16 protein-coding genes are annotated in these 20,317 nt (G+C 72.4%); 8 read left to right on the top strand and 8 right to left on the bottom strand.

The window, feature by feature from the left end:
* Positions 1 to 35: 35 nt before the first annotated feature.
* A complete protein-coding gene (locus tag H0E84_RS07235) occupies positions 36 to 425 on the bottom strand; it encodes a hypothetical protein (protein ID WP_180677968.1) in 390 nt (129 codons plus the stop codon).
* Positions 426 to 610: 185 nt separating this feature from the next.
* On the opposite strand from H0E84_RS07235, the gene H0E84_RS07230 reads away from it, so the two are divergent.
* From H0E84_RS07230 to H0E84_RS07220, 3 genes are all read left to right on the top strand, one after another.
* Complete coding sequence (locus tag H0E84_RS07230; RefSeq protein WP_180677967.1) at positions 611 to 2,323, top strand: M28 family metallopeptidase; 1,713 nt, start codon at positions 611 to 613, stop codon at positions 2,321 to 2,323.
* A 154-nt stretch (positions 2,324 to 2,477) separates the two neighbouring features.
* On the top strand, positions 2,478 to 3,080 hold the full coding sequence (locus H0E84_RS07225) for a DUF938 domain-containing protein (RefSeq protein WP_180677966.1): 603 nt from the start codon (positions 2,478 to 2,480) through the stop codon (positions 3,078 to 3,080).
* A gap of 31 nt (positions 3,081 to 3,111) precedes the next feature.
* Positions 3,112 to 4,056, top strand: a complete 945-nt coding sequence (locus H0E84_RS07220; protein WP_180677965.1) for an aldo/keto reductase — start codon at positions 3,112 to 3,114, stop codon at positions 4,054 to 4,056.
* Between the two features lie 3 nt (positions 4,057 to 4,059).
* Here the strand turns inward: H0E84_RS07220 and H0E84_RS07215 are convergent, their stop codons facing one another.
* Positions 4,060 to 4,524 carry a GNAT family N-acetyltransferase gene (locus tag H0E84_RS07215; protein ID WP_180677964.1) on the bottom strand — a complete coding sequence of 155 codons (465 nt, stop codon included), beginning with the start codon at positions 4,522 to 4,524 and terminating at the stop codon, positions 4,060 to 4,062.
* A 350-nt stretch (positions 4,525 to 4,874) separates the two neighbouring features.
* On the opposite strand from H0E84_RS07215, the gene H0E84_RS07210 reads away from it, so the two are divergent.
* Positions 4,875 to 5,672, top strand: a complete 798-nt coding sequence (locus H0E84_RS07210; RefSeq protein ID WP_180677963.1) for a cupin domain-containing protein — start codon at positions 4,875 to 4,877, stop codon at positions 5,670 to 5,672.
* A gap of 24 nt (positions 5,673 to 5,696) precedes the next feature.
* On the opposite strand, the gene H0E84_RS07205 is transcribed toward H0E84_RS07210, so the two are convergent.
* Positions 5,697 to 6,323 carry a trimeric intracellular cation channel family protein gene (locus H0E84_RS07205; RefSeq protein WP_180678046.1) on the bottom strand — a complete coding sequence of 209 codons (627 nt, stop codon included), beginning with the start codon at positions 6,321 to 6,323 and terminating at the stop codon, positions 5,697 to 5,699.
* A 25-nt stretch (positions 6,324 to 6,348) separates the two neighbouring features.
* A complete protein-coding gene (locus H0E84_RS07200) occupies positions 6,349 to 10,152 on the bottom strand; it encodes an indolepyruvate ferredoxin oxidoreductase family protein (protein ID WP_180677962.1) in 3,804 nt (1,267 codons plus the stop codon).
* 204 nt (positions 10,153 to 10,356) lie between these two features.
* On the opposite strand from H0E84_RS07200, the gene H0E84_RS07195 reads away from it, so the two are divergent.
* Both H0E84_RS07195 and H0E84_RS07190 read left to right on the top strand, forming a co-directional pair.
* The gene (locus tag H0E84_RS07195) at positions 10,357 to 12,183 is read left to right on the top strand and encodes a putative bifunctional diguanylate cyclase/phosphodiesterase (RefSeq protein WP_180677961.1); all 1,827 of its coding nucleotides are present in this window, start codon (positions 10,357 to 10,359) and stop codon (positions 12,181 to 12,183) included.
* 71 nt (positions 12,184 to 12,254) lie between these two features.
* The gene (locus H0E84_RS07190) at positions 12,255 to 12,890 is read left to right on the top strand and encodes a tetratricopeptide repeat protein (protein WP_425600470.1); all 636 of its coding nucleotides are present in this window, start codon (positions 12,255 to 12,257) and stop codon (positions 12,888 to 12,890) included.
* Positions 12,891 to 12,994: 104 nt separating this feature from the next.
* Here the strand turns inward: H0E84_RS07190 and H0E84_RS07185 are convergent, their stop codons facing one another.
* From H0E84_RS07185 to H0E84_RS07170, 4 genes are all read right to left on the bottom strand, one after another.
* Complete coding sequence (locus tag H0E84_RS07185; protein WP_180677960.1) at positions 12,995 to 13,657, bottom strand: ankyrin repeat domain-containing protein; 663 nt, start codon at positions 13,655 to 13,657, stop codon at positions 12,995 to 12,997.
* Between the two features lie 233 nt (positions 13,658 to 13,890).
* Positions 13,891 to 15,339, bottom strand: a complete 1,449-nt coding sequence (locus H0E84_RS07180) for a Tle-like phospholipase domain-containing protein (RefSeq protein ID WP_180677959.1) — start codon at positions 15,337 to 15,339, stop codon at positions 13,891 to 13,893.
* Positions 15,340 to 15,716: 377 nt separating this feature from the next.
* Complete coding sequence (locus H0E84_RS07175) at positions 15,717 to 16,445, bottom strand: ankyrin repeat domain-containing protein (protein ID WP_180677958.1); 729 nt, start codon at positions 16,443 to 16,445, stop codon at positions 15,717 to 15,719.
* A gap of 42 nt (positions 16,446 to 16,487) precedes the next feature.
* Positions 16,488 to 17,417 carry a Tle-like phospholipase domain-containing protein gene (locus H0E84_RS07170; RefSeq protein ID WP_180677957.1) on the bottom strand — a complete coding sequence of 310 codons (930 nt, stop codon included), beginning with the start codon at positions 17,415 to 17,417 and terminating at the stop codon, positions 16,488 to 16,490.
* Between the two features lie 156 nt (positions 17,418 to 17,573).
* Between H0E84_RS07170 and ggt the strand changes: the two genes are divergently transcribed.
* Together ggt and H0E84_RS07160 are read left to right on the top strand one after the other, a co-directional pair.
* Positions 17,574 to 19,274 carry a gamma-glutamyltransferase gene (ggt, locus tag H0E84_RS07165; RefSeq protein ID WP_180678044.1) on the top strand — a complete coding sequence of 567 codons (1,701 nt, stop codon included), beginning with the start codon at positions 17,574 to 17,576 and terminating at the stop codon, positions 19,272 to 19,274.
* On the top strand, positions 19,258 to 20,283 hold the full coding sequence (locus H0E84_RS07160; protein WP_180677956.1) for a hypothetical protein: 1,026 nt from the start codon (positions 19,258 to 19,260) through the stop codon (positions 20,281 to 20,283). The genes ggt and H0E84_RS07160 overlap by 17 nt, the downstream gene beginning before the upstream one ends.
* Positions 20,284 to 20,317 lie beyond the last annotated feature (34 nt).

Below are 20,317 nucleotides of genomic sequence, written 5' to 3'. Positions count from 1 at the left end.
GCGATCCATCGGTGGAGCATGCGTTCGCCGGGCCGCTACGGAGCCGGCGGCAGACGCACCTCGCCCGTTCCGATCTGCCGGCCCCTCTCGAGCACCACGAAACCGGTGGCCGCCGGCGCAACCGCCACGGCTTCCTGGCAGTTCAAGCTCGCCTCGGCGGTCTGCCCGGGCGCGATGCTGCGCACCTGGCGCGGGATGCTCACCGAGCAGACGATTTCCGGCCCGCCGGCGAAGCTCACCGTCGGCCGGTACTTGGAGAAGATCGGCGTCTGCCGCCCGCGCGGCTCGCCGTTGCTGGTGTGCAGCGTCAGCGTGACGGGAATCTCCTCGCCGACGCCATAGCCGCGTGGCTGCGCATCGTTCGCTGCCGCGGCGGCACAGGCCGACAGGACGGTGGCGGCGAGCAGGGTGGACGTCTTCCTCATGCGTTGCTCCTTGTCGATCCAGGGGACGGCGGGAGTTTAACCCGGCAGGGTTGCTCCCCATCCGCACGGCCACGGGTCGTTCGTGCGCGCGGTGCGCCCCCACCAGGGCACTCGATGGCGCGATTCGCCCCGACGGCCCTCGCAGCGTGCGAGGATGGGCGCAACCCGCACCCGTCCCGTCGCCCATGATCCGTTTCGCCGCATCGTTCCTCGCCGTATTCGCCGCCGCCGCCGTCGCGGGCTGCTCGCGCGACGCGCCGCCTTCGGGCGACGCCGCCCGCGATGCACGGGAAGTCCGAGCCGCCGACGCCGCTGGCGGCGCGATCAGCGCCGACAACCTGGCCGGTCACCTGCGCATCCTCGCTTCCGACGAATTCGAGGGCCGCGCCCCCGACACCCCGGGCGAGGAGAAGACGGTCGCCTACATCGGCGAGCAGTTCGCCGCGGCCGGGCTCGAACCGGCGGGCGACGACGGCGGCTGGACCCAGGCGGTCACCCTCGAGCGCAGCGAAATCCGCGGCGCGGTCGCCGCCTCGTTCCGCGTCGCCGGCGACGTCCGTACGCTCGCCAACGGCGAGGAGATCGCGCTCGAGACCCTGCACCCGGCGGGCGGCGTCGACATGAAGGACGTGCCGCTGGTGTTCGCCGGCTACGGCATCACCGCGCCCGAACTGGACTGGGACGACTACGCCGGCCTCGACGTGGCCGGCAAGATCGTGGTGGTGCTGGTCAACGATCCCGACTTCGAGACCTCGACGGGACGGTTCGGCGGGCGTGCCATGACCTGGTACGGGCGCTGGGCCTACAAGTACCTCGAAGCAGCGCGCCGCGGCGCCGCCGGCGTGCTGATCGTGCACGAGACCGAACCCGCGGCGTACCCATGGGCCACGGTGCGCAACGGCCGCGCGGCGCCGCAGTTCGACATCGTCCGCGACGACGCCGACCGCCACCACCTGCGCGTGCGCGGCTGGATCCAGCGCCCGGTGGCCGAACGCCTGTTCGCCGACGCCGGGCTCGACTTCGAGCAGGCCAAGGGCGCGGCGCAGCAGCCCGGCTTCCGGGCGCATGCGCTCGGCGACGCGTCGTTCTCGACGAAGTTCGACGTCGCCCGCAGCCGCATCACCAGCCGCAACGTGCTCGGCCTGCTTCCCGGCAGCGGCCGTGCCGACGAGACCGTGATCGTCTCCGGGCACTGGGACAGCTTCGGCATCGGCCAGCCGGACGACAGCGGCGACGCCATCATCAACGGCGCGGTCGACAACGCCACCGCGATCGCTTCGATGCTGGAGATCGCGCGGGTGCTGAAAACTGGGCCGGCACCGTCGCGCAGCGTGCTGTTCGCCGCGCTCACCGCCGAGGAAAGCGGGCTGCTCGGCGCCACCCACTACGCCGCCAACCCGGTGCGCCCGCTGGAGACCACCGCCGCGGCGATCAACATGGAGATGTGGAGCCCGGACGGGCCGACCCGCGACATCTCCAGTTGGGGGCTGGGAAAGGTCTCGCTCGAGCGCGAGTTGGAGGCCGCGGCCGTCGCCGAGGGCCGCGTGTATTCGCCCGATCCGGATCTGGAGGCGGGATTCTTCTACCGCGCCGACCATTTCGCATTCGCCCAGGCCGGGGTGCCGGCGATCACCGTGGGCCCGGGCATGGACCAGCTCGAGGGCGGCGTCGAGGGCGGCAAGGCCGCGCGCGCCCGCTACTTCGCCGAGCGCTACCACCAGCCGGACGACGAGTTCGACGACGGCTGGGACATGCGCGGGCCCACCGCCGATACCGAGGTGGTGCTGCGGCTGGTGCGGACGATCGCCGATTCCGGCGAATGGCCGGTGTGGGACCGCGACAGCGAGTTCCGTGCGCTGCGTGGGGAGAGCGCGCGGGCGCGGACCCGGATACGCTGACGCCGACGCGCTCCTGCAGGCACCGCGAAGCCGTGCCGCTGGGGGCGGCGCCCGGCGTGGGGCCGTTACCCGCGCCGCGTCGCTCGGACGGAACCGGGCCGCGATGTGCGAGGATCGCGATCGCATCGCAACTGCCGCCGACGCACGTTCCACCATGAAGCCGATATCGACCTCCTGCGAGCGCAATCGCGCGCCGATCCTCCAGGTCCTGCGCGAGCACTTCGCCGGCCGCCGCCGGGTTCTCGAGATCGGCAGCGGCACCGGTCAGCACGCGGTGTATTTCGCCGCCGCCATGCCGCACCTCACCTGGCAGGCTTCCGATCTGGAGGACAATCTGTCGGGGATCCGCGCGTGGCTGGAGGAGGCCGACCTGCCCAACACGCCTGCGCCGTTGGCGCTCGACGTGACGCGATCGCCGTGGCCCGCGGTCGCAGCCGACGCGATCTTCACCGCCAACACCCTGCACATCATGGGCTGGGACGCGGTGGAGGCGTTCTTCCGGGGCGCCGGGGCGGCGCTGGCGGACGTGCGGGAGGGCGTGCTGGTGGTCTACGGACCCTTCAACTACGGCGGCGCCTACACCAGCGACAGCAACCGCGATTTCGACGCCTGGCTGCAGGCGCGCGATCCGCGTTCCGGCATCCGCGATCTCGAGGCGGTGGACGCGCTCGCGGCCGCCGCCGGCCTGCGCCGCGTCGCCGACGTCGGCATGCCGGCCAACAATCGGTGTCTCGTCTGGCGGGCCAAGGAGTGGTAGAACGGCGCTACCCGTGAACGAGGTCCTTCCCATGATCACGCGACGCGAATACCTGAAGCTTTCGATCGCCGCCGGCGTGGCGCTGGCGATCAACCCGCGGCTGCTGCTGGCGGACGACAGCCCGCGCGCCTTGCTGACCCGGGCGATTCCCGGCACCAGCGAGCAACTGCCGGTGGTGGGGCTGGGAAGCTCCGCCTCGTTCTCGCGGCTCGCCGGCGAAGGCGATGCTGCCGGCATCCGCGCCATTCTCGAGGCGCTGGCGCGCAACGGCGGCCGCGTGTTCGATACCGCCCCCAGCTACGGCGCGGCGGAAGAGGTGGCGGGCCAGGCCGCGCGCGAGGCCGGTCTCGGCGACAAGCTGTTCTGGGCCACCAAGCTCAACGTCGCCGCGCGCGGCGGCGGCGCGGCCGACCCGGAGGCCGCGCGCGCGCAGCTCGAGCAGTCGCTGGCGCGCGCGCCCGGCTCGCCGGTCGACCTGGTGCAGGTGCACAACCTCGGCGACGTGCCGACCCAGCTGCCGATCCTGGCCGAGGCCAAGGCCGCCGGTCGAATCCGCTACATCGGCCTGACCACCACCGTCGAACGCCAGTACGACGAGCTCGAGCGCCTGATGCGCGACGAGGCGCTGGACTTTATCGGCGTCGACTATGCGGTCGACAACCGCACCATGGAGCAGCGCATCTTCCCGCTGGCGCAGGAGCGCGGCATCGGCGTGCTGGTGTACGCGCCGTTCGGGCGCACGCGGCTGTGGGAGAAAGTGGAGGGGCGGGAACTGCCGGACTGGGCGGCCGACTACGACATCGCCAGCTGGGGCCAGTTCTTCCTCAAGTTCGTGGTCTCGCACCCGGCGGTGACCTGCGCCACGCCGGCCACCAGCAAGCCGCACCATCTGGTCGACAACATGGGCGCGGCCAGCGGCCGGATGCCGGACGAGGCCGGCCGCCAGCGCATGGCCGCGTACATCGAGGCGCTCTGAGCGCTACCAGGGCAGGCCGCGGAGGTCGATCGCCTCCGCGGCGATGTCCATCCCGCCAGCTCCGAGCAGCATGCAGGCGGCCGCCCAGACCCGGCTGTCGCCGCGCTGGTCGAAGCGGACCTGGGCATGGACCGGCCGCCAACCCAGGCGCGAATAGAACGGCACCAGCGCGTCGGCGCACAGCAGCAGGCCGCATTCCGCCCCCAGCTCCGCGAACCAGCGCGGCTGCACCTCGCCGAGCAGCTCCGAGGCCAGCCCGCGCCGCTTGAACGCCGGTGCCGTCACCAGGTTGTTGAGTCCCGCCACGCGGACCGCCCGCCCGTCGACATGCACCGCCCGCTGCACCACGTTGCAGAAGCACGCCAGCGCATCGTGATCGAGCCCGACGAACGACCAGTCCGGCGTCGCCCACAGCGTCTCGCGGACGATGGGGAAGCGGTCGAACTCGGCGCTGGCGAGCGCCTGCATCCGCGCGGCGTACCGCGGTGGGAGGGCGGCGTGGGGATATGTCCGGATCGACAGCATGACATGGTCCGTCGCAGGAACGTGGACATGGGGATGCTGCCGACCGGGGCGTCCGCCGAACCCGACGGCCGTCGCGGGGACGCGCCGCGCGGGCGGTACCACCATGGGGTGGATTGTCTCATCCACGCAGCGGCTCTGCGTCGATGGCCACCCGACGCTGCGCGTCCACGACGAAGCCGCAGTGATACCGGTTCACCGCTATTGGCGGGCGCTGGGACGAGCCGAACCTTTGGCACGGGTGCCCGATCCGTCTCGCTGCGACGATCGGCCTACACGTATCCCCCGGAGGCTCCATGCGCCATCTGCTCCTAGCCGCCGCGTTCGCGGCACTGCTGTTGCCTGCCGTCGTGGCCGCCAACACCGAACCCAATGCCGGAGCCGACGGGAGTTGCGACGTCGAGGCCGCAGTACGGGCGTGGGCCGACGACTGGCGCGAGAGCGACGCAGCCGGATTGACCGGCGACATCGTCTTCGAACTCGAGGTGACCGATACCGGCCAGGCGTTCGCCGTCGAGCTGACCAGGGGCGGCGATGGCCGGATCGTCGCGGCCGCTGGCGACGCGCCGGCCACGCGGTTCAAGGCGACCCGCGCCGTTTACTGCGACCTGGCCAGCGGCCGGATGAACGTGCTCACCACCATGGGCAAGGCGAAGGCCAGCGACCCGGTACCGATGGAGGTCGACGTCGGCGAGGAATACGCCGGGGGCGGCCGCGTGCGCGCGGAACTGATCCCGGCGTGGTTTCGCTTCTTCACCATGGGCGCTCCGGAGGTCGTGCGCTTCGGCTTCGGCCATGGCCGGGAGGTGCACGGCGGCCACGCGGTGCCGCTTTACTACGGGGAAGGCCTTCGCACCGCATGGTATGGGCTGGAACCGGGGATGCACGTCAACAGCGATCCGTCGGATCAGTCGAACGAGTTCGATTCCATTTTTATCGTGCTCGCTGGCGAGCTGCACGCGCGCTTCGATGGCAACGCGCGCGTGCTCACCCGTGGGGACAGCGTATTCGTGCCCGCCGGCATGCGGCACGAGTTCTGGGTCGAGCAGGGGCGGGGCGAGTTCCTGGTGGTGATGGCCGGCGAGGGCGCCTGAGCCCGGCCGGACATCGGTACGCGGTCAGCGCCGCGGGGGGCCGCCGCCGCCCACCGGCAGCTGCCAGCCGTGCCGGATCGCCATGAACCGCAGCGCGAAGCACAGCACCGCGCCGCCGATCGCGGACAAGGCCGCGGGCCAGCCGAGCGCATCGCCGGCGACCACGCAGGCCGCGCCGAGCAGGGCGGCGACGGCGTAGAACTCCCGCCGGAGGACGATGGGGATCTCCGCGACCAGCAGGTCGCGGGCGATGCCGCCGCCGATGCCGGACAGCATCCCCAGCATCACCGCGCCGCTCGGCCCGAGGCCGGCGGCCAGCGCCTTGCCGGCGCCGGTGACCGCGAACAGCGCCAGCCCGACCGCGTCGAACAGTTGCACCGGGTTGCGCAGTCGCTCCACCCGTTCGTGCGCGTGGAAGGTGACCAGCCCGGCCAGCAGCGAGACCGCCAGGTAGCGCCAGTCCGCCAGCGCCACCGGCGGCACGGCGCCGATCAGCACGTCGCGGGCGATGCCGCCTGCGGTCGCCGCGGCGAAGGACAGCACCAGCACGCCGAACAGGTCCAGCTGCTTGCGCACGCCCAGGGTGGCGCCGCTGATCGCGAATGCGAAGGTGCCCGCCAGGTCGAGCACGAGGATCGGCAGCGACGTCATCATGCCCGCGCCGCCGCCGTCCATGTCAGGCCGCCGCCACCTGCACCACCCGCAGCGGGTTGTCCCATTCGCGCAGCAGCTCGGCCTCGCGGGCCTTGGCGGCGTGCAGATGCGCTTCCTTGACGTGGCCGTAGCCGCGGATGTGCTCGGGCACGCTGGCGATCTGTGCGGCGAGGTCGACGTTGCCGCCGTCCAGTCTTTCCAGCAGGCCGCCCACGGTGCGCTCGTAGTCCTCGATCAGCTGGCGCTCCATGCGCCGCTCGGCGGTGTAGCCGAAGATGTCGAGCGCGGTGCCGCGCAGGCGGCGCAGCTTCGCCAGCACGCCGAAAGCGCGGAACACCCAGGGGCCGAATTCCTTCTTCTGCAGTTCGCCCTTGTCGTTCTTCCTGGCCAACAGCGGCGGCGCGAGGTGGAAGTGAACGGTGTAATCGCCTTCGAACTGCTGTTCCAGGCGGCGGCGGAACTCGCCGCTGGTGTACAGCCGCGCCACCTCGTACTCGTCCTTGTAGGCCATCAGCTTGAAGAAATAGCGCGAGACCGCTTCGGTGAGGTCGGTGGAGCCCGGCGTATTTTCCGCTTCGGCCGCGCGTACTCGGGCGACGAAATCGCCGTAGCGACGCGCGTACCCGACGTCCTGATAGTCGGTGAGGAAGGCGATGCGGCGGGCGATCAGCTCGTCGAGCGAGCGCGACAGGCGCAGGTCGTCCAGCGGCAGGAAGGCGACATTGCCGTCACCGGTGGCCGTCCGGCCGCCCACGTCGCGGGCGATGTCCCCGTCACCCGCGGCGCGGGCGGCGGACATCGGCGGGCGGTCCGCGGCCGTCGGATCCGAGGCGGGCAGATGACGCAGATCGTCCTCGTCGCGGAGCGGCTTGGGTGCGCTGGTGGCGCCCCATTCGTTGCCTTCCCAGTCGCCCGGAGGGAGCGCGTCGAGCAGGTGCGGCGTGGACTCTGCAGCGGTCGGGGCGTTGCGCACGATCCCCGCCGCCTCTTCCACTGCGGACAAGTCGATCGCCGCCAGCCGACCCCAGGCGAACGCGGTCCTGTTCATCTCCACCGCCGCGCCGTTGAGCTCGACCGCGCGCATCAGCGACTCCAGCGACAGCGGCACCAGACCGCGCTGCCAGGCGTAGCCGAGGATGAAGAGGTTGGCGGCGATCGCGTCGCCCATCAGCGCGGTGGCCAGCTGGGTGGCGTCGACCAGCAGCGGCGCCTCCCCGCCCAGCGCGCCCTGGATCGCGGCGACGATGTCGGTGGCCGGGAACTCCATGTCCGGGCGGGTGGTGAAGGTGCCGGGCATCGCTTCCCAGGTGTTGAGCACCACCTGGCTGCGGCCGGCGCGGATCTTCGACAGCGCCCAGTAGTCGTTGACCACCACCATGTCGCAGCCCAGCACCAGGTCGGCTTCGCCGGCGGCGATGCGCACCGCGTGGATGTCGGCCGGCTTGCGGGCGATGCGGATGTGGGTGGTCACCGCGCCGCCCTTCTGCGCCAGTCCGGTCTGGTCGAGCACGGTCGAACCGCGGCCCTCCAGGTGCCCGGCCATGCCCAGCAGCGCGCCAATGGTGACCACGCCGGTGCCGCCGACGCCGGTGATCAGGATGTTCCAGGGCTGCGAAAGGTCGGTGCGGAACTCCGGCATCGGCAGGTCTGCCAGGCGCTCGGCCGCGGAGACCTTGCGGCCCTTGCGCGGCCTGCCGCCGTGCACGGTGACGAAACTCGGGCAGAAGCCCTCGACGCAGCTGTAGTCCTTGTTGCAGTTGGACTGGTCGATCGCGCGCTTGCGCCCGAACTCGGTGTCCTGCGGCAGCACCGAGACGCAGAAGCTCTTCTGCCCGCAGTCGCCGCAGCCCTCGCAGACCAGGGTGTTGACGAACACGCGCTTGGCCGGGTCCTCGATCTTGCCGCGCTTGCGGCGGCGGCGCTTCTCGGTGGCGCAGGTCTGGTCGTAGATCAGGATCGAGACGCCCTTCACCTCGCGCAGGCGCCGCTGCACCGCGTCCAGCTCGCCGCGGTCGAAGAACTCGACCCCGGACGGGAACAGCTCCGGCTTCGACCATTTGCCGATGTCGTCGCTCACCACCACGATGGTCTCGATGCCCTCGGCGCGCATCTGGTGGGCGATGTCCGGCACGCTGAGGCTGCCGTCGACCGGCTGTCCGCCGGTCATCGCGACGGCATCGTTGTAGAGGATCTTGTAGGTGATGTTGACCTTGGCGGCCACCGCCTGGCGGATCGCCAGCGAGCCGGAATGGAAATAGGTGCCGTCGCCGAGGTTCTGGAACACGTGCGGGGTCTCGGTGAACGCCGCCTGCCCGGCCCAGGTGACGCCTTCGCCGCCCATGTGGGTGAAGGTGTCGGTGTCGCGGTCCATCCACGTCACCATGTAGTGGCAGCCGATGCCGGCCAGCGCTCGCGAGCCTTCCGGCACCCGGGTGCTGCTGTTGTGCGGGCAGCCCGAGCAGTAGTGCGGTACGCGCGGGAACTGCGCCCGCGGCAGCGCCAGTTCGCTTTCCTTCTGCTCCATCCACGCCAGCACCTGGCGCATCTGTTCGGAGTCGTGGAAGCGCTGGATGCGGCGCGCGATCACCGCGGCGATCCGAGCCGGGGTCAGCTCGCCGGTGGAGGGCAGGATCCACTCGCCGGCCTCGTCGTACTTGCCGACGATGCTCGGCCGCCCGCCGCCGGGCAGGCCGAAATCGAAGTTGTAGAACAGCTCCTTCATCTGGCCCTCGATGAAGCCGTGCTTCTCCTCGACCACCAGGATGTCCTCGAGGCCCTGGGCGAAGGCGCGGATGCCCACCGGTTCCAGCGGCCAGGTCATGCCGACCTTGTAGACGCGGATGCCGAGCTCGGCGCAGGCGCGTGCGTCCAGGCCCAGGTATTCCAGCGCCTGCAGCACGTCCAGGTAGCTCTTGCCGGTGGTGACGATGCCCAGCCGCGGTCGCGGCGCGTCGATCACCACGCGGTCGATGCGGTTGGCGCGCGCGAACGCCTGCGCAGCCTTCACCGCGTAGCGGTGCAGGCGCATCTCCTGGTCCATCGGCGGGTCGGGCCAGCGGATGTTGAGGCCGCCGGGCGGCAGCTCGAAATCTTCCGGCGTGGCGATCTGCAGCGCGAACGGATCCACGTCCACCGACACCGATGATTCGACCGTCTCGGCAATGGTCTTGAACCCCACCCAGCGGCCGGTGTACCGGCTCATCGCCCAGCCCAGCAGGCCCATGTCGAGGATGTCCTGCACCCCGGCGGGGTTGAGCACCGGCATCATCGCGCTGGTGAATTCGCCCTCCGAGCCGTGCGGCAGGGTCGAGCTGCGGCAGGCGTGGTCGTCGGCGGCCAGGGCCAGCACGCCGCCGTGGCGCGCGGTGCCGGCGGCGTTGGCATGCTTGAACACGTCGCCGCAGCGGTCCACGCCGGGGCCCTTGCCGTACCACATCGCGTACACGCCATCGACCCGCGCGCCCGGGAACAGCCCGGTCTGCTGGGTGCCCCAGACCATGGTCGCGCCGAGATCCTCGTTGAGGCCGGGCTGGAACTTCACCCCCGCCTCTTCCAGGTGCTTGCGCGCGCGCCACAGCTCCAGGTCGAACCCGCCCAGCGGCGAGCCGCGGTAGCCGGAGACGAAGCCGCCGGTGTCCAGGCCTGCGGCCCGGTCGCGCAGCCGCTGCATCAGTGGCAGCCGCACCAGCGCCTGCACGCCGGACAGGTAGATCCGTCCGCCGGTGCGGGTGTAGCGGTCTTCCAGGGTGTAGTCGGGATCGACCACGCCGCGGGTCAGGCCGGTATCGGCCGAGGCGGGCGAGGAGAGCTCGGCGGTGCTGGTCATGGCGGAGTCTTCGGCTTGCGAACGGGTCGCTGGCGGGCCGCGGCGGCGTGACGCGGCGTCCGGGCAGCCGGAAATTGTAGCAGCGGCCCATCCGCCCTCGTCCGGACAGGTGGCGGACTGGCGCCGTCGGGCCAACGGGCGCAGGATGGCGACGGGGCGGGGAACCTTACCCGGCCACCGTAGGGGGCGAGAGGGATGTCGGCCATGGCGCAGGCAACCGATCGAAGCGAAAGCGGCACCTGGGCGCGCCGCCACAACCAGGCACTGGTGGCGCTGGCCAGGGAGGTCTGGCACGACCGCTGCAGCCTGGAGACCGCGTATGCGCGGATCTGCGAGATCGCCGCCGCCACCCTGGAAGCCGACCGCGTGGGCGTGTGGCTGCTCGATCCCTCCCGCGCCCGGCTCGCCTGCGTGCACCTGTACCTGCGCGCCGGTGCCCGGCACAACCCGGCCGGTTCGCGCGAGGAACTCGTCCTGGGCAGCGAATACGCGGCACGGCTGGGCGAGCTGCGGGTGATCGATGCCGCCGACCTGGCCGGCGATCGCGCCCTGACCGCCGCCGACCCGGCCCTGGACGGGTATCTCCGGCGCCACGACATCGCCTCGATGCTCGACGCCCCGGTGCGCTGCGCCGGCGAGGTGGTCGGCGTGGTCTGCCACGAGCAGGTCGGCGCGCAGCGGCGGTGGAGCGCCGAGGACCAGGCTTTCGCCGCCAGCATCGGCGACTACGTGGCGATGGCGGCGGAGATCGACCGCCGCCGCGAGGCCGAGGGCCGGCTGCGCTACCTGGAGCTGCACGATCCGCTCACCGATCTGCCCAATCGCGATCACCTGCTGGAGGTCGCGCACGCCGCGCTGCGGCCGCTGCACGGCGATTCCCGGGGTCTGGCGGCGATCCACCTCCAGGTCGAGCCCGGCGCCGTGGTCGGCGACGACGCCACCGTGCTGGTGGCTGCGGCCGGGCGCCTGCGCCGGGAATTCGGCGATGCCGCCACCCTGGCGCGGGTCCGCGAACACGCTTTCGCGCTGCTCCCGCACGGCCACGTGCTCGAGGCCGAGGCGCTGGAGATCGCCGAACGCTGCCTGGCCCTGGTGCAGGGTGCCGGCCATGCGGTGGCGGTGGGCATCGCCTTCGCCCACGACCTGGTCGCGCCTTCGGCCGATACGTTGCTCCGCAACGCCGAACTCGCCAGCCAGCGCGCGCGCAGCGGCGGGCAGAACCGCTGCGAAGTGTTCGATGCCGAGCACCACCGCGGCCTGCTGCGGCGCCTGGCCACCGAGCGCGCGCTGCGCGAGGCGATGGTGGAGGACCGGCTGGAGGTCTGGTACCAGCCGGAGCTGGACCTGCGCGACGGGCGCTGGCTGGGCGCCGAAGCGCTGCTGCGGATGCGCGATGCGGATGGCGCCCTGCATGCAGCGCAGGACTTCATCGACGTCGCCGAATCGTCCGGCCTGATCGTGCCGATCGGCCGCCGGGTCCTGGAGCGCGCCTGCCGCACGGCCTGCGGCTGGCCGGCGCGCGACGGGGTCGCGCCGGTGCTGCGGGTCAACGTCTCGGCGCGGCAGTTCGAGCAGCCCGGCCTGGTCGCCGACGTCGAGCAGGTGCTGCACGCCACCGGGCTGCCGCGCGCCCGGCTGTGCCTGGAGCTGACCGAGACCGCGCTGCTGGCCGACGCCGAGGGGGCCGCGCGCACCCTGGGGCGACTGCGGGCGCTCGGGGTGGGCGTCGCGCTGGACGATTTCGGCACCGGCTGGTCGTCGCTGGGCTATCTGCGGCGGCTGCCGATCGACACCATCAAGCTCGACCGAAGCTTCGTGGCCGGACTGCCGGGCGACCGCTACGACAGCGCCATCGTCGAGGCGGTGGCGGGAATCTCGCGCCGGACCGGGCTCGAGGTGGTGGCCGAGGGAGTGGAGTCGCAGGCGCACGTCGACGCCCTGCGGGCGCTGGGGATCGTCCGCGCCCAGGGCTTCCTGTTCGCGCCGGCGCTGCCCAACGGGGAACTGCTGGCGCGCTACGGCGGCGGCTGAGTGCGCAGTCACGCAGGGGTCCGCGCGCGCCGCTACAATGCCCGCGGGGATCCGGAACACGTGCCACTGCCATGAAAACCATGCTTGTCCGAGGCCTGGGCCTTGCGCTCCTGCTGCCGCTCGTCGCCCTCGCCCAGAGCCTGCCGCGGCCGAAGGAGTTCTACTTCTCCGAGGACGCCTTGACCACGCGTCCGGTGGTCGCCATCGAGGGCAGCGACGAGGCCACCCTGGCGCGGCTGATGCAGGTCGTCGAGCGCGGCCAGCGCGACGCCGACCGTGCCGCCGCGCAGCTGGCCCACGCGGCGATGCGAACCGGACGCACCGGGACCGGCATCGCCCTCTACGAGCGCGCGCTCGCCGACAGCGCGCGGCGCAGCCCGCTGCGCACGTCGATCCACTGGAACTACGGCTGGGACCTGCTGCGCAGCGGCGATGCCGAGGGCGCGCTGCAGCAATGGCAGGCGGCCGTATCGGGGCGCCTGGCCGGTCCGGAATGGCTGCCGCCCACCCTGGCCATGGCGCTGTGGCGGCTGGAGCGCCGGGACGAGGCCCGCGACTGGTACGCCGCCGCCGTGCGCACCCATCCGGAGCGCTGGCGCAGCCCTGGCGACTTCAGCGCGCTGCTGCCCGACTGGCGGGCCGACGAGCGCGCCACCCTCGGCGAAGTGCATGCCGCCTGGCAGGAGAATCCGCCGGCCTGGCCCTGAGGGCCGGGCCGCCCGCAGGAGCGGCCCATGGCCGCGAAGACCGCGGGAGTCCCCGGCCGGATGGGCGGTGATACCCGGTGTGCGAACCGCAGCGCCGTCGCGGTTCAACCGCCGGCGGGATCCTCGATCGCCACGTCATGGGCGCGCAGCCAGTCGCGGATCCGCTCGCGGCCGCGCTTGGCCTCGCCGCTGAGCACGTCCTCACGGGTGGTGAACAGGAAGCGCTGGAAGGTGACGTCCTGCACGTTGCGGGCATTCGGGTCGGCGCCCGCCTCGAGCAGCTTCAGTGCGTTCACCGGGTCGTTGTACTTGGCGGCCTGGTGCAGCGGCGTGTTGCCGCCGCGATCGGCGGCGTTGGGGTCCGCGCCGGCATCGAGCAGGGCCTGCAGTTGCGCCTCCCGCTTGCCCCGCAGCGCCGAGGCCAGCGGCGTGGCCTGGGTGACGGCATTGCGCGCGCCTGGATCGGCGCCGCGCGCCAGCAGCAGTTCCAGGTACTGCGCATCGTTCGCCATCGCCGCCAGGTGGATCACCGTGTCGCCGTCGATCCCCGGCTGGGCCGGATCCGCGCCGGCGTCGAGCAGCGCTTCCATGCCGCGCGGCGACTTGTTGAGCAGTGCCCACTGCAGCAGCGTGACCTGCTTGTCGCCCTGCGCATCGAGGGGCGCGCCGGCCTGCGCCAGGGCGCGCACGGCCGCGGCATCGCCGGCGGCGACGGCGGCGGCCAGCTCGGCCGCGCGCGGATCTGCGAAGACTTCGTTGGCATCCACCGGTTGGGCTCCCTGTCTGGCGCAGGCGGCGCCGGACAACAGCATAAACGAGAGCACCGCGACCCAGCGGAGCAGGGCGCAGTGCGACGGGGTTCGAGGGGAAGGCGGCATCGCGGCGATCGGCACGGAAGGCTGGCCCGCAGTCTAGTGAAGGCCCGCCACCGCCGAGGTGAACGGCATGCGTGCGCCGCACCCGGCGGACGTCGCAGGGCGGGGCCGCGCGCTACGGCGCATCAGAACCAGTTGCCGGGATTCCAGTTGCTGTCCTTGAAATCGTTCCAGCGGTCCTGGGTCCATTCGCCGGCGGCATTCAGGCCGCTGCTGACCTTGTCGCCGGCCCAGTCGAGTCCGCGTTCCGCCCAGCCGCCGACGGTGTCGAGCCCGTCGCCCAGCCACTGCGTGCCGCCCTCGACCCAGCCGCCGACGGTCTCGCCCGCTCCGGGCAGGCCGACCGCGTCGCCGAGGTCGCGGATCAGGCCCCCGGCGAGATTGCCGGTCGCATTGACCGCATCCCCGGTCAGGGCAAGGCCGCGGTTGAGGACGTTGCCCGTGCCCTGCAGCGCGAACTCGGCGATGTCGCCGGTGGCCCCGACCACGGCGTCGATGGGACGGCCGTTGGCCAGGTCGCGCCCGGAATCGAACAGGTCGCGGCCGAGCTCGACGCCGTCGCGCGCGGTGTCGACCACCAGCCCGCCGCCCTCGCGGATGGCGTTGCCGGCGAAGTCGAAGACCGCCTCACCGGGGCGCTCGATGGCGCTGTCCAGCGGCGAGGTTTCCACCGGCGTGACGTTGCCGCGCTCCAGGCCGCTGAGCACGGCCGGCATCAGGTGCGCGCGGATCGGGTCCTTGATGAAGTTGGTGTTGTCCAGGCGCAGTTCGTGACCGACCGCATTCGGCAGCGGCATGCCGTTCTGCTGCACTCCGGTCAGGATGTCGTTCTCGACGTTGTAGCGCCGCACCTGACCGTCGGCGGCGACCTCGCGCGCGCCGTTGGGGGTGAAGCCGAGACTGCGCAGCGATTCGTCGCTGAGCCCGGCGGCGTTGAAGGTCACCGCCGGATTGCCGGTGGCCAGCGACGCGGCCGAGGCCAGTCCACCGCCGAGCGAATGTCCGGTGATCACCAGGCCATCGCCCCACTCGGCGCGCGCTTCGTGGGCGAGCGCCATGGCGTCGCGGTACTGCGCGGTGTCGAAGCCCAGGCCCTGGCCGGCATTGGTCAGCCAGTCGCTGCCGCTGGCCGGATCGGTGCCGGCGAAGGCGAGCACGTAGCGGCCGTTGCCGTCGGTGTAGATGGCGGCCTGGAAGCCGCTGGCGTCGCTGGACAGGGGCGTGGAGATGCCGGGCGGCAGGTCTTCGACCCGGGTCCAGCTGCCGGCGCCGATGGCGGTGGCGCCTTCGGCGTTGTAGACGTCCTCCGAGAGCAGCGCCAGGTCCATGTCGAGCACGGCCTGCGGCTCCTGGCCGCGGGCCTGCTCGGCGAACGAGCCGGCGGGGACCGGGGAGGCGTCGCCGTTGGCCGCCATCAGGCTGCCGAACTGCGGATGGTAGGCGGGCTCGGCGACGTAGGGCGCGGCTTCCTGCAGCCACTGGTTGTAGCCGGCGGGATTGGTCTCGGGGTTGGGCGGCGGCGGCAGGTTGTGCTGCTGCGCCAGCGAAACCGCATTGTCGAACTGGACGGACATGTCCCTGCTCCGGTCGGGCGTCACCCGTGTCGCTGCCCACGCTAGGGCAGCGCGGACGCCGCTGCCAGCTAGGGCTGACCCGAGTCCGCCGCCCTGCGCGCGGGTGCGGCCCGTGGCCGAGCGCCCGGGCAGCGCCGGGTGCTTGGCGGCGATCGCGGGCGTGGTGGCCGCGCCGGTCTTCGCGTGCATGGCACGCTCCTACGCGGGGCGGGGCGGCGCGCTTTCCCGCAGGAGCGGCCCATGGCCGCGAAGGCCGCGGGCGGCTCCGGCCGGGCTGGCGGTGATTCCGGCTTCGGCGACCGCGCCGCTTTCGCGCGCACGACACGCTCCTACGGCGCTGGGCGGTGGCTGTCGGCGCGACGCCTTTCGCCGCCCGATCAGTCGCCCGCGCCTGCCTCCAGCGGGACGTCGTGCGCGCGCAGCCACGTCAGCACCGCCTCGCGGCCGCCGCGCGCCTCGGCGGTCAGGCGGTCGGCCGGGGTCTTGAACAAATACGCCTGGAAGGTGGCGTCCTGGGCGTTCTTGGCGCCGGGGTCGGCACCCGCCTCGAGCAGAGCCAGCACCTGGCTGCCGGCATTGAGCATTGCCGCGCGGTGCAGCGGGGTGTTGCCGGTGCGGTCGGCCGCGCCGGGGTCGGCGCCCGCCTCCAGCAGGTGCCGGAACTGCGCATCGGTGCGCGGCCCGGTCGCGCCGGCGAGCGGCGTGGCGCCGGTTTCGCCGTGGCGGGCGTCGGGGTCGCCGCCGTGCGCGAGCACGATCTCCAGGTACTCCGGGTCGTCGGCGATGGCGGCGCCGTGCACCGCGGTGCTGCCGCCCAGCCCCGGACGGTTGGGATCGGCCCCGGCCTCGAGGAGGGCGCGCAGGCCGGTCTTGCTCTGCGCCAGCATCGCCAGCTGCAGCAGATTGACCTTGCTCTCGCCCTGCGCGTCGGGGTCGGCGCCCTGCCGCACCAGGTCGCCGACGCGCGCAGCATCGCCGGCGGCGGCGGCCTCGGCCAGCGCCGCGGCGGTCGGGTCTTCGGGAAAGGCTTGCTTGGCGTCCATGGCGTCTCCGCTGCAGGCGGCGCCGGACAGCATCAGCAGGATCGTCAGCAGTGCGGCGCGCATCGGCCGATTCTCACACACCCGGGCGCTGCGCCACGGCGGCAGTCAGTTCTCCCAGGGGCGCTGGGCGCGCAGGGCGTCGAGCACCGAATCCTGCGAATGCAGCTCGCCGGCATGCTGGACGATGGCGATCGGGTTGAAGCGGCTCCAGCCGGTCAGCGGCGCGGGATCGTCCAGCACGATCTCGTGCCCGGGCGCATCGGGAATGCCGTTGACCACCCAGATGTCCTGCTGCGCCTTGGTCAGCGCTTCGCCGTCGACGTTGTAGCGGCGGATCTGCCCGGCCTCGGCGCCGGCCCTGGCGGCGCCGGGATCGAGACCGAGGTTGCGCATGGTGGCGTCGTGCACGCCGGAGGCGTTGAAGGTGACCGCGGCATTGCCGGTGGCGAGCGAGGCGGTGGCCGCCAGTCCGCCACCCAGCGAGTGGCCGGTGATGGCGAGGCTGTCGCCGAACGCGCCGGCAGCCAGCTGCGCCAGCTGTATGGCCTCGTCGTACTGCTCGGCCTGCCAGCCAAGACCCTGGCGCAGGTTGGCGCCGGTCCAGTCCTGGAACTCGTTGGAGCCGGCGAACGCCAGCACGTGGTTGCCCTCGCCGTCGGTGTAGATGCCGGCGCGGAATCCGGTCTCGGGATTCTCCAGCGAGGCGGGGTCGATACCGGCCGCCAGCAGCTGGGCGTCGTCCAGTCGGCTCCAGTCGCCGACCGACTGCACCGAAGGGTCGTAGACCGCCGCCGCCAGCTCCATCATCTGCAGGTCGATCGCCTGCGGCGCCTGGCCGCGGACCTGGGCGTCGAAGGAGGCGTTGGCCGCCTGCTGCGGGAACAGCGCCGCCAGCTGCGGGTGGTAGGTGGGCTCGAGGCGGTAGCTGCCGGTCGGCACCTGCGGCAACGGCTGCTGCATCGGGCCGGCGGCCTCGGACTGGGCGTTGCGCAACGGCTGCTGCGCGACCTGCGAGGACTCGATGTTCAGGCTCATGCCACGCCCCTCCATGCGGATGCATCCGACCCTAGCGCCGCGCCGACCGCGCGCCCAGCTAGGGGCGACCCGAGGCAGGGAGGAGCGGGCGCGGTATCGTGTAGGCCGGATCCACCCTGCGAGAACGCCGTGAGCCCGTTGCCGCCCCGCCCGCTCCTGCGCGCCGCCGCCGTCCTGGCGTTGTGCTGCGCCGCCGCACTGCCGCTGTCGGCTGCCGACCGCATCACCGGCGCGCCGTTCGCCACCCGCAGCGAGGTCTACGCCCCGCACGCCATGGCGGCCACCTCGCATCCGCTGGCCACCCAGATCGCGCTCGAAGTGATGCGCGGAGGCGGCTCGGCGATGGACGCGGCGATCGCCGCCAACGCCGCGCTCGGGCTGATGGAGCCGACCGGCAACGGCATCGGCGGCGACCTGTTCGCGATCGTCTGGGACCCGAAGACGCGCCGGCTGCACGGCTACAACGGCTCCGGGCGCTCGCCGCGTGCGCTCACCCTGGCCGAATTCCGGCGCCGCGGTCTCGAGGACGTGCCGCCGCACGGCCCGCTGCCGGTGACGGTGCCGGGCACGGTCGACGCCTGGTTCGCCCTGCACGAACGCTTCGGCCGGCGCGCGATGGCCGACAACCTGGCGCCGGCGATCCGCTATGCGCGCGAGGGCCATCCGGTGCACGAGACGATCGCCTACTACTGGAACCGCAGCGTGCCGGTGCTGTCGAAATGGCCCGGCTTCGCCGAGCAGTTCACCATCGACGGCCGCGCGCCGCGCACCGGCGAGACCTGGAAGAATCCGAACCTCGCCAACACCCTCTCGATGATCGCCGAGGGCGGCCGCGATGCGTTCTACAAGGGCGACATCGCCCGCACCATCGACGCGTATTTCAAGGCCAACGACGGGTTCCTGTCCTACGAGGACCTGGCCGCGCACCAGGGCGAGTGGGTGGAGCCGGTGTCGACCAACTACCGCGGCTACGACGTCTGGGAGCTGCCGCCGAACGGGCAGGGCATCGCCGCGCTGCAGATCCTCAACCTGCTCGAGCCCTACGACCTGGCCGGCTACGGCTTCGGCAGCCCCGAGCACGTGCATCTGTTCGTCGAGGCCAAGAAGCTCGCCTTCGCCGATCGCGCGCGCTGGTACGCCGACCCGGATTTCCACCCGGCGCCGGTGGCGCGGCTGATCTCCAAGGAGTACGCGGCCGAACGCGGCGAACTGATCTCGATGGACCGCGCCCTGCGCGAGGCCCAGCCCGGCACGCCGCGCCAGCTCGACGAGGGCGACACCATCTATCTGACCACCGCCGACGCCGACGGCATGATGGTCTCGCTGATCCAGTCGAACTATCGCGGCATGGGCAGCGGCATGGCGCCGCCGGGGCTGGGCTTCATCTTCCAGGACCGCGGAGAGCAGTTCGTGCTGCGCGAGGACCATCCCAACGGCTACGCGCCGGGCAAGCGCCCGTTCCATACCATCATCCCGGCGTTCGTGACCAAGGAGGGCGAGCCGTGGCTGTCCTACGGCGTGATGGGCGGGGCGATGCAGCCGCAGGGCCACGTGCAGATCCTGCTCAACCTGATCGATTTCGGCATGAACCTGCAGGAAGCCGGCGACGCGCCGCGCATCCAGCACGACGGCAGCACCGACCCGGCCGGGCAGGCGCTGGCGATGAGCGACGGCGGCGAGGTCGACCTGGAGAGCGGCTTCCCCTACGAGACGGTGCGCGCACTGATGGGCAAGGGCCACAGCGTGCGTTTCGCCCACGGTCCCTACGGCGGCTATCAGGCGATCATGGCCAACCCCCACGGCGGCTGGATCGGCGCCAGCGAATCGCGGAAGGACGGCCATGCAGGGGGGTACTGAGCGACGCCCGCGCAGCGCGGCGATGAAGTGGCTGGCAGCGTTCCTGCTGCTGGCCCTGGCGTGCCCGGTGTCCGCGCAGGAGGACGCGGCCGCCGCCGCGCACCGCGCCTGGCTGCAGGGACTGGTCGCGCGGCTGGCCGACGACGGCGGGCCGCGTGACCTGGCGCTGGCCGCGCTGCTGCGCGACGTGGTCCGGCAAGGCGAGGGCGACGCTCCCGTCGCGGCGGATCCGCAGACGCGCATCTGGCGCGAGACGGCATTCGCGCGGGCCGGCACGGACGTGGTCGCACTCAACCTGATCGCGGCCGGTGCCGGTGCCGATGAGGCCGTCCGCGGCCGCGCGCTGGCGCGTTGGCGCCAGCTCGAGCCCGGCAACCTTGCGCCCTGGCTGCTCGACGACGGTGCGGGCGTGGACGCGTCGCTCGGAGCTGCCCGCACCACGCGCGGCTTCAACGGCCACTTCTTCGCTCAGCTGCGCGCGATCGTCGCAGCCCTGGACAGGCACCCGCCCGCGCCGGAACAGGCGGCGCTGCTGATCGGGGTTCCGGATGCGCCCGCCACCAGCCAGGGGTACGCGGCGGCGATGGGGATGAGCCTGCTGGTCGCCCGGACCCTCCCGGCGCTGCAGCCGCTATCCGAGGCCTGCCGCGAGGCGATCGCGGCGGGCCCCGTGTCCGAGCGCGGCGCCGCCTGCCGCAGCGCCGCGCGCCTGCTGGCTGGCGCGGACATGATGCTGCTGCGGATGGTGGGGCTGGGCATGGCCGAGGACCTCGCCGCTGACGCCGACGCCCAGCGCGCCGCGCGCGAGGCACGGCGCCGCTTCGACTGGCAGATGCTGGAATGGGGCCGGCTGAGCGTGGCCGCCGAGGCTGGCGGCCTCGAGGACCTGGTCCGGCTGCTGGCCGATCCGGCGATCACCGGCGAGCCCGCGCTGGTCGAGCGCCTGCTCACCGAAGCGGGGATCCCGCTGCAGCCGCCAGCGGGCTGGCAGCCGCCGCGCGGCGGCTGAGACGACCCGGCGCGAATGCGCCTTTCGTCGCGCT

This window comes from Luteimonas salinisoli (assembly GCF_013425525.1).
GTDB classification, from domain to species: Bacteria; Pseudomonadota; Gammaproteobacteria; order Xanthomonadales; family Xanthomonadaceae; genus Luteimonas; species Luteimonas salinisoli.
Note: the sequence above shows the minus strand (reverse complement) of the source record. Positions and strands in the feature narration are given on the sequence as shown.